Below are 1,977 nucleotides of genomic sequence, written 5' to 3'. Positions count from 1 at the left end.
TTTTTTATATTAGGATTTCGCTTTTACTTTATAGCATTCAGCAGCGGTCAGGCTAACTGTACCTCCTGCAAGTTTGGATAATCTCTTAACACTTTCATCAGAAGGATTCTGTTTACCATAAACTTGGCTAAAGCTAGCAAAGCTATTTGCCCATTTTACCGTATTCCCTTCAGAGTCTGTCAAACTGATCGTCGGTTTAGGAGTATTCGTACCGTCACCTGTTACTCTCACATTAAATAAATCAGTCAAATTCACTAATGCTCCCCCTACCACTATGGATTCGGAAGAACCATCAGTTGAGGTCTTGATGGTGGAATTCATACCAATGAGAGCACCGTTCAAATCGCCTAATTCCTCATTAGCGAAAACCATACGAATAGAAAGTGTATTGTCTGTTTTCTTTCTCACAGCTGCAGGTACAAAGGCACGTGAAACGGTTCCAATACGATATTGTTGTACTGTTTCTACCGCATCCGTATCCTCAGAATCCTCGACCAAATAGGTTGTTTGCATTGTAGATGGATTGTATTCAGCACTACATTCATCAACTTTTGCTGTAGCAGGTTTAATATTCGTACGAATATCACCATTTTCATCAATCACAATGCCCAAATTAATTATTCTGTTTGAATCATTTGTTAAGGTAAATTTTAAATTTCCATAAAGCGGGAAAAAATAATTTTCTTGATTTCTTACATTATTTTGAGTCGTGAAAACCCTTCGGTCCAAATGTGTGATTGGATAGATTTTATAAAGATCCATCGTACCAGCAAAATTCAGTGTTCCCCCGGTTTGCTGCCACAGACCTAGCTCACGTTTTTCACTCTCATTTAAGTTATAACTCACACTCTTACCGGTCAAAACCTTATAAAAACGCTCTTTACCAGCAATCATATAATCATTATATAAGCGACCTTGTTCAATCTTGAGTTTCTCGGTAGTAGAGTCACCTACTCTGAATAGATAACCTGGTGTATTGGTAATTTGTTTTGTTTCCGGGTCAATCCATGAATTTTGGGCATCAGCAGTCATTTGTACAGGTTTAATACTACGAATTAAATGAGCATTCAGTCCACCTATCGTGGTGAAATCACCAGGATTCTGGGTTGTGCTTTCTATTTTGCCTTTCCACTGTAAGCCACTGCCGAAAGTCATCCCCTGACGGTCAGTCATCAATATAAAATGACCCAAGATATGTGTCAGGTCAGTATCTGTTAGCGAGCATTCTCGGTTAAGATTACTGCATCCTACTAACCCTTCTGAACCGGTAACATAACTACCTAAGGATTCAGTAGAAAACAGGGAAAATTCTGGCTGATAAACAGCAGCATTTGAAATATTTAATAATGCTTGAAGTACCTGTTCGGCCTGTTCTTTAGTAATCGTTGTTGGTCCCAACCATTTTTTCAGTAAGGCATCAAAATCCTGATCAGATAAAGTCTTGATTTTTTCAACAGTAATATCTTCATCTAATTGATCAAGTCCAGCTCGAATATCTTCATTTATCGCAACAGGATAGATTTCCGTTGCTGATCGTAATTGATCAGTATTTAAACCCATGGCTTGAATTAACTGGACTAAGCGAATAGCAATATCATATTGAGACAGATCACCTGCTGAGTTGGTGTTACGGATGCCCTCAGCGATATCCAATAAATTCATACGTGGATAATGAGATTTAGATGTAACATTACCAATCCTATTCATTGAGAATGAACCCAGATCTACACGTCTTTCATCTTTACCTAGAATATAGAAAGTAATTGACTGGCCTACTTTACAGGCACCTGTTGCCACACCCTTATCTACATCATATGTGGTGACAAATGTTTGCTTTGTATCATCACCACAATGGAAATCTAAAGTTTGCAATGGATAATCTAAAGCAAATTCAATACAACCCGAATTTGTGCCAATACAGGCCCCATTGACTGTACTACGGCTTTGTTGCACAAAGATTTGAAATGCAAAGCGCCC

At 38.3% G+C, this 1,977-nt stretch carries 1 protein-coding gene; it reads right to left on the bottom strand.

Annotated features, from left to right (window positions below; genetic code table 11):
• Nucleotides 1-9: 9 nt before the first annotated feature.
• Nucleotides 10-1,977, bottom strand: a 1,968-nt coding sequence (locus HADU_RS15650; RefSeq protein ID WP_008306096.1) for a hypothetical protein, incomplete at its 5' end; no start/stop codon positions are given.

The sequence above is a fragment of the Acinetobacter sp. HA genome (assembly GCF_000264725.1).
Lineage (GTDB): Bacteria > Pseudomonadota > Gammaproteobacteria > Pseudomonadales > Moraxellaceae > Acinetobacter > Acinetobacter schindleri.
The sequence above is the reverse complement of the archived record's forward strand: the minus strand, read 5'-3'. Positions and strand labels throughout refer to the sequence as shown.